Source organism: Nonomuraea sp. JJY05, from assembly GCF_043496855.1.
Lineage (GTDB): Bacteria > Actinomycetota > Actinomycetes > Streptosporangiales > Streptosporangiaceae > Nonomuraea.
Map to the genome: position 1 here is coordinate 181935 of NZ_JBIEIS010000023.1, position 7303 is coordinate 189237.

Consider the following 7303-nt stretch of genomic DNA (forward strand, 5'->3'; position numbering starts at 1 on the left):
CCTAAAGGTCACCTTGACTCAAAGCTTCCAACAATTTATGGTCAGATTGACTTAAACAGTAGGGAGAGGGCGGCATGGCCCGATCTACAGCGAAGCGTGGCAAGCAAGAGCACCGCGGGTTTTTGAGGGGGGACACGGCTACGCGGCACCTCTGCGCGGGCGTATATCTCGATTCCGACTTCTGTCGCGTCGTCCTCCGTCAGGTGCACAACGACTCGACACGCATGATCGCGCCTTCGTACGGCTTCGACTTGATCCCGGTCGTCAGGCATGCCTGGTGGGCGTGGGGGCTGGAGATGGCGCAGCACGTGTGCGTCTTGGCAGTATTCGCGACCGGTTTCGTCGTGGATCCACTGGCCACCTTCTCTGTCGTCAGTGGACTCGGGTTCTGGTGTCTGTCCCGTCTGCTGGTCAGAAGTGCCCGGGTGGTGCTCCCGCTGCGAGCCAAGGCGGCGCTGAAGAGATGGCTACGGAAGACTAGATGGCAGAGTGAATCGGAGGAACTGCGTCAGCAAGGACGCCTTCTACGTCTCAGCAGCACGGGATGTGCCGTCCTGATCGTGCTGCCACCTCTGATAGCAGTGTTCTCCCGCGTTCCCCTGGACCATATGACAAGAGCGACGGCGTTCCTCGCGCTGCTGATCGCCGCCGTGGTGTGCGGAAGAGGTGCCGTCTACCAGTGGCGCCTCAACCGCATGCACGGAGCGGATTCGCTGGAGCCGCAGAAACTCACTCTGCGTCAAATGGCGATGGCTGACCAACAATCCCACCCTTACGTGGTCTACCGCAGGCCAGCGTCGCCGGTTCTCGAAGCGGACCCGGAAGACCTTGTCTTCGAACTAATCGATGAGGACCGGAGCCCGTTCGTGGGCAGCGGCGAGCTTGTGCATCGGTGGCTTCCTCCGCTCACCGTCCAGCTCTTGCGATCGGTAAAAGGTCCAGAGGGTCTCAAGAAACACAAGCCGATGGAAGAGCTGGAGCCTCCGACACCACGATTTGAGGCTCACGAGCTCGTGAACTACCTGAAGGCCGCGATGGCTCCCATGGGAGACGTCAACGATCCGAACGGGCTGCGCGGGTTCACCATGCGGGATCGGTTGTACATCGCCGAGGCTGACGTGCCACCTCGGCCTGACTGGCTCCGGAAGCGGCCTGAACCGAGCGACATAGACAAGATCATCGATGACCCCTACGGCGCCGTTCACCATTTTCTGGAGATCGGTGCCAGCGCCACTGGCGAGCTGGTCACGACGGTCTTTCTGCGGGTCACGGTCAAGGGCCGAGCGCTCAGTCTTGATTTCGCCGCCTGCGCGCTCACCCGCACTCCCGCCGAATATCACGTGCTCAACGCCTTCGCGGAGAACGGCGTGAGTGCTGTGGTGCGCTCTGCGTTGAAAGGACTAGCTAACCTTCCGCTCGAAGTCGCAGGGATGCGGCGCCTCGCCGAGATTCCGCTGCTATTGGCCGGTGCCGTACGAGCCCGGAAGAACCGCATGCTCAAACCCCGGCGCGGGATGGCCATCGGCGCCGCACTGAGCATCCGGGAAGAGAAGTCGACCCCGTGGAAGCATGCGCAGTTGGACGAGGTCACCATCCACGACCACATGAAACTCATCGAGCAACGCCTGCTCAAAGCGGTCGAGGACTTCCTAGAGCTCCATGAGCTCGACACATCCGCGTTCCAGAAAAGAGCGACCAGCATCGTCAACACGGGCGTGCTCAACATGGGTGGAAAGACCGAGATCAAGCAGTCAGCGATCGGTACTAACGCACAGGTACGTCCGGACGCTCGCGAGCCCGACAAGAACGCCGAACAGTCCTCGAAAAGCCAAGGAGATGAGTGATGAACGGCAACAGCGGCATCGTCAGCTATGGAGGATCCATGAAGATCAGCCAGTCCGCAGTCGGGCACGGAGCGACGGTCAACGTGTCGGCCGACCGCGAGCAGAAGGCACGACATGGCAAACGTGCCGAGGTAGGGGTGATCACCGTACTCGGCAAGGAGGCCAAGGCGGTCTACGAGATGCTGGGTCTGCAACGGGTCCAGGGCGGCGACCTTCCCTTCTTTGAAGGAGCCGTGAACGTCCGGGGCACGGTCACCCGAGTCGCTGCCATCCGAGCGCTGTCTCCAGGACAGCGGTCGACCGTCATGGCCTTCGACCATCTCCGTCGGCACTACAACCCCGCAGTCGTCGTACTCGTCGGAATCGGTGGAGGCATCCACACAGACATCGAACTCGGCGACGTCGTCGTGACTCCCCGGGTCGTCTACTACGACCTCCGCAAGGAGACCCCCGATGGGCGGCGGCCCAGAGGCGAGGAGCGCGAAGCACCGGCTGCGATCGGCCACGCTGTTAACTCCTTCTTCATCGACTACGACGAGCCAGCCAGTTTCCAAACCACCGATGCCAACGGCATCACGCGTGAGTATCGAGCGCTCACCGGGCCGATCGGCTCGGGTGAAGCAGTGATTGCGGATGCGGAGTCGGAGATCATCCGATATTTGAAGGCCTTCAACGACAAGATCCTCGCGGTGGACATGGAGGCCGGCGGTCTGACCCAGGCATTCCACGAGCAGGACGGGGCCCAGGCAGTACGTGGCTGGGTCGTCGTGCGAGGGATCTCTGACGATGCCAGCACGACCAAGAACGACGACTTCCACGACATCGCCGCACGGCACGCGACAACAGTTCTGCTCAGTCTCCTCCCTTATCTGCATCTGCCGACTGGCAGTACGTGAAGTCCTGGTTCTCCCTGGCGGCTGTTGCGAAGGAGGCGGACATGAATGAGTTCGTACTCGGTGTGGTGAGTTCCCTCCTCGCCACCGCCCTCACCGTCGCGGGAGGCTGGGCCTTTTCCATGCGTTCCCGCCAGTGGCCGGTCGCGCTCCTCTCCCTGATGACAGGTTTGGGGGTGCGGCGCGTTATCTCACGGCAGCGCCTGGTCTCCGGAGAGCTGATGGCCGAGTTGACCCATGCACGTTGGGTCCGCGTTCTCGCCGGGCGCGGAAACGAGTTGACACGCGACGGGTTCGCCGCGGTCTGGGAGGCAGCGGGCAAGCGTCTGGAATCTGTGCAGGTGCTGCTCCCCGACGCCGACCTCGGCCCCGACTCCTGGCTCTCTAAGCGAGAGGAGGAGATACGCCGTGTGGATCTGGGTTTCTCCTCCGGTCTGCTCGCCGAGCAGGTGCGCGTCAACGCCGCTTACGTGAGCGAGGTCGCCCGGCATCGCAAAAACGTCTCGCTGCGTTTCTACGACCTGCCCAATGTGCACCGCATCATCGTCACCGACAGCGTCGCCTACCTGACCATCTACCAGCAGGCAGAACACGGCCGCAACTCGCCGTGCATCATCGCGCGCCGCCCCGGGTTGATGTACGACTACGCGTTACTTCTCTTCGGCACCGCCTGGGAACACAGCCGCTCGGCAGAGTGATTCGCAAAATCTTCAGCAGTGGCTGCGGTCGTCAGCGGAGATCTTCCACGAACGGCCTTCGACTATCTGAGTGCAAGCGGGAACTACGCCACCACCAGAGCTCTCGTAGAGCGTCGCTATCTCACTTTGAGGTGCGTCGGCTCGACCACCCCATTCGTGCTGGGTGTATAGGGCATCGACGGCGACGGTGTCCTCATGCAGTACAGGCATGCGGCTCGGTTAGACCTGATGATTGCTCGGCACTCGCAGTGCCAAGTCAGTCAACGCCCAATTAGCAATTGGACGGCAGACCATGGCATCTGTGGTCCACGCGTACTCGAAACCCCGTAGGAGATAAGCGCAGTGTTGGCTGTCGAGTGGATGGGGTTCCGCGAGGTCGCATACAAGGCGCGCGCTATTTTGAGCATCCTGAGTGCTTCGGGAAGGTTATCGTTCCGTTCCTCGTTGCACGCGCGATGGAAGCAGTTTTGATGATGACGCCAGTCGCTTCGGCGCAGGTGTTGGCGGGCCGGCCACCCCACGTGAGTAGCCGCATACAGTGCTCAAGGGCTCCTGTGTCGGTATGGTTGGCCGATGGTCACCCGCCTGCGCTGATCGAGTCCAAGTTCCCATGGGAGTCGAACGAGCAGAACGCCGCGTGGATGATGGCGTTAGGGGGTGCTCAAAGACTTCTACCGGCTGGGCGTTCGCTGGAGCGGCGGAGCATTCGTGTATGCGGAGCAGCGCGGCTGCGCCGATACATGGCTGAAGCCGCGCAGCGATACGGATTAGCCATCGACTGCCCGTGATCGACTTCGATCAACGTGCGTGGCTATTTCAGCTCAAGGAGCACCGAGATCGGCGATTCGATCGTTCCAGGATTCCGCTTCACCTTGCCAGCCATGGCTGGTGGCAACCGACACTGCGAGAGCAGCAAGATCTCGACATGCATTCTCTGTGTCCGCGAGCATCCAACCCGAATGGTGCATTTGCCAAATGGTGCCGCCAAGTGAGCGGCCTACCTTTATCCGATCCCATGCGCTTGCAGCCAATGAAAGGGCGGCTTTATGTCGCCCAAGGGAAACCATGCAGCATACTTGATTATATAAATTAATTGCCTCGCACCGGTATCCTAGTGCCTTTGCTTTCGTGAGGAGCTTTAGTGCTTCGCGAGGCTCCAAGGGAATGAGGCAAAAGCCCCAGTTGTTGTGTAGGTCGGGGTTCCCGGGAGCTCCTTGAACGCCGAACTCAAAGACTGCGGCAGCCTCTCGAAGGCGCCCCTGTCGCAGCAGGCGCGTTGCATGGCGAGTCATCTCCCCAATGAGGCTACCCATGACCAGGGCGGCAGTTGCCTCGTCTCGCGTCGACGGCGCTTCAGGGGGCGGAAGCATAGGACTAGACAACCTCATGATGCGAGGTTTGCGATCTTCCTGAGAGGTGGCACGATCTGCGATCTCGTGCGCTAGCAGGTCTGGTTCGATTCGTCTGTCCTCCATGAGCTCAGGCGAGCAGGGCGGACCCTCAAGCCCTTTAATCCATCGATGCGTCAGATGGAGGGATTTGGTTTCCCACTCATGGAGAAATGTTCGAGAGAAATAATCGACCATCCATTGGTACGGAACCTGGAGCTCAAAAAACTGTGCTATCTCCTCTTGGGGGAGTTCTCGAATGGACTTTGGTGGTGTCAGGCACACCATGTCCTGTAGCGAAGCGAGGGAGACCCAGGACATGACTCTAGGAATCAGAGGAGTGATCACTTTAACAAAGTCTTCTGCGGCTTTGCGTGGATCCTCCTCCTCGATGATGGGAACTTGGGGCGGCAGGCGCAGAACCTTCGCCCAAGAATCATGGTCGAAGTTCTCGAAGCCGGCGAATGGCTTGAGTCCCCAGTGAGGCGCCAAACGCATCGCGGTCAGGTTCGCGATCAGGGCGCCGAGTACCTGTTGGCACATGCCATGGCGAACCAGGGCGGTGGCGTCTAAGCCACGCCGAGTGAGCTCGCCTGCCGCCTTGCTGAAAGCTTCGAGCCTGGCTGCGGACGTGGAGGCCTTGAAGACCTGGCCCCCTCCAGCATGCCACGCATGGTCACTACCAAGCTGATCGTCCGCCATCCGACCGTCTCCTTTGACTGGTCAGAGAGGTAGATCTCGTGCGCATCGAAGGGTCGCTCGTTGTGCACTTGGAGCCGCCTCCTAAGTTTTACCCTCCGCTGCTGGGTATCGGGGTGTCATCTTAGCAGAATCGTGGGTAGTATCATGTGTATGAACATGGGTGGGCGTGGAATAGGTGGATCATGATGGGTGAGACGATCTACCAAGCAACCGACCTGACAGGCACTAAGCGAGTGGAGTTCCTCAACGAAGCTCGGCGTGATCGAGCTCGGCTGCGCGCCACGGACGGCACAAGTCTCGTCATGCTGCCAGAACGCACGCTGGATCTGCTCGAAGCACTCGCCAAGTGGGGCGAGGCCTACGCCAAGCTCAGCACTCTTCTTCGGAGAACCGCGGGCGTGCCTAGCACCTCCGAGCTAGGCGAACTGGCGTGGCTGCGATCGTTGGATCGCGAAGATGTAGAGGAGTTCCTGTCCGAGCTCCAAGACGCCATCATCGCCGCAAACGCAGATGAGGACACGGCGGTTCTAGATGAGTGTCTTCGTGCATGGAGGGCAACGGCGCGCCAGCTAGCGGACCCTCTTCGGCGTTCTGTCCTTCTGGGCACTCATCGCTCTGATGATTACGTCCTAGTTGAGAAGCCAGATCTTCTCGATGCACAAGTTCACGCCAGTTCGCCAGAAGCTGGGTCGGCGGATGACGCGGAGTAGCAGTGCCTACCGGCCCTATGCTCCCGCCAAGCGACCTGGGGGTCGGCCGGACGTGCGCCCTACGTACCGCGTTCTGGTTCACCGAAGATTCGTTGGCCATTGGGAACAGCTGATAGCCAATGTAGGAATTAAGGCCGCTCAACAGTTTTGGGATCATGTAAGTCAAACGCCAGGGGAACCCGATCCGATCGCCTCAACTTGCTTTCTTCGTGGTAGGGCCGGCAGGCCGCAAGGAGAAAGTTGGTCTAGAACGATACACTATGAGATAAGCGGCGCTGGTCGTATAGATTATCAGTATTCGGATAGCTACAAAACGTCGCCTGATGGTGACGAGCACAGGGTGGTGGCAATTCTCACCATCAACTACAGCAGCCATTAGCCTGGCGGCAAAGATTTCTTGCGCTAGTTGCTGCCTGGAACCGAGAGTGATGCATTATGAGCGAACAGACCCTTGGCCATATCGTCGCATCCTTAGGATCCGGAGACCTGAACGTTAGCCAGTTCATGGCCGCTGTCGAAGAAAGAGTCAATATCCTATACCCCGCCGCTGCATCTGATATGTCGTGTCAGTCGGGGGTTGGGTTAGCAAGGAGCGAGATGGTTTGAGGAAGTGGCCACGCTGCTTTAGGGCGGGCCACTTCGCTCAGCCTTGTATTTCAGACGTATGTGAGAATATCTACGTTTGAATGCGCTTAGCATTCCTGCAGAATGCAGGACTCGCGTCTGATCGGCATCATCACGTCAGGTCTGGCACGATCCCCATGGGAAAGTAACCAGTCAAGGCGACGGCTCGCGAGTTGTTGGAGCACTTGGTCGAACTCCAGGCAGCCGCTCCGAAGCGGACTGGTTATGCGAGCGGATTGCCCCACTGATCGGCGCAGCTGAATTGCTCGAAATGATCGATTGAATCTCTTCGTCGTAACGTGGGTACCGGACCTCTAGAGCCAACGCCGTTCAGTTAAAGCGGGGGTCTGTTCGTCAAGGTCTATGAACGAGGAAGCGGAGCTGCTGTAGAAGAGGTGTGTCACTCCAAGACATCCTCACCACAGGAGCTCCGCTGTTGGAACA

At 59.6% G+C, this 7303-nt stretch carries 5 protein-coding genes; 4 read left to right on the plus strand and 1 reads right to left on the minus strand.

Annotation, left to right across the window (positions count from 1 at the left end; translation table 11 throughout):
• Window positions 1-203: 203 nt before the first annotated feature.
• The 3 genes from ACFKCF_RS33435 to ACFKCF_RS33445 are packed head-to-tail and all read left to right on the plus strand — an operon-like array spanning window position 204 to window position 3435.
• A complete protein-coding gene (locus ACFKCF_RS33435; RefSeq protein ID WP_394499268.1) occupies window positions 204-1844 on the plus strand; it encodes a hypothetical protein in 1641 nt (546 codons plus the stop codon).
• Window positions 1844-2740: a hypothetical protein gene (locus tag ACFKCF_RS33440; RefSeq protein WP_394499269.1), complete on the plus strand. Its 897-nt coding sequence runs from the start codon at window positions 1844-1846 to the stop codon at window positions 2738-2740. Before ACFKCF_RS33435 ends, ACFKCF_RS33440 begins: the two co-directional genes overlap by 1 nt.
• Before the next feature lie 41 nt (window positions 2741-2781).
• On the plus strand, window positions 2782-3435 hold the full coding sequence (locus ACFKCF_RS33445; RefSeq protein WP_394499270.1) for a hypothetical protein: 654 nt from the start codon (window positions 2782-2784) through the stop codon (window positions 3433-3435).
• Window positions 3436-4256: 821 nt separating this feature from the next.
• Here the strand turns inward: ACFKCF_RS33445 and ACFKCF_RS33450 are convergent.
• On the minus strand, window positions 4257-5525 hold the full coding sequence (locus ACFKCF_RS33450) for a tetratricopeptide repeat protein (RefSeq protein ID WP_394499271.1): 1269 nt from the start codon (window positions 5523-5525) through the stop codon (window positions 4257-4259).
• A gap of 185 nt (window positions 5526-5710) precedes the next feature.
• Here ACFKCF_RS33450 and ACFKCF_RS33455 point away from each other — a divergent pair, with 185 nt between their 5' ends.
• Window positions 5711-6235: a hypothetical protein gene (locus ACFKCF_RS33455; RefSeq protein WP_394499272.1), complete on the plus strand. Its 525-nt coding sequence runs from the start codon at window positions 5711-5713 to the stop codon at window positions 6233-6235.
• The last annotated feature ends 1068 nt before the right edge of the window (window positions 6236-7303 follow it).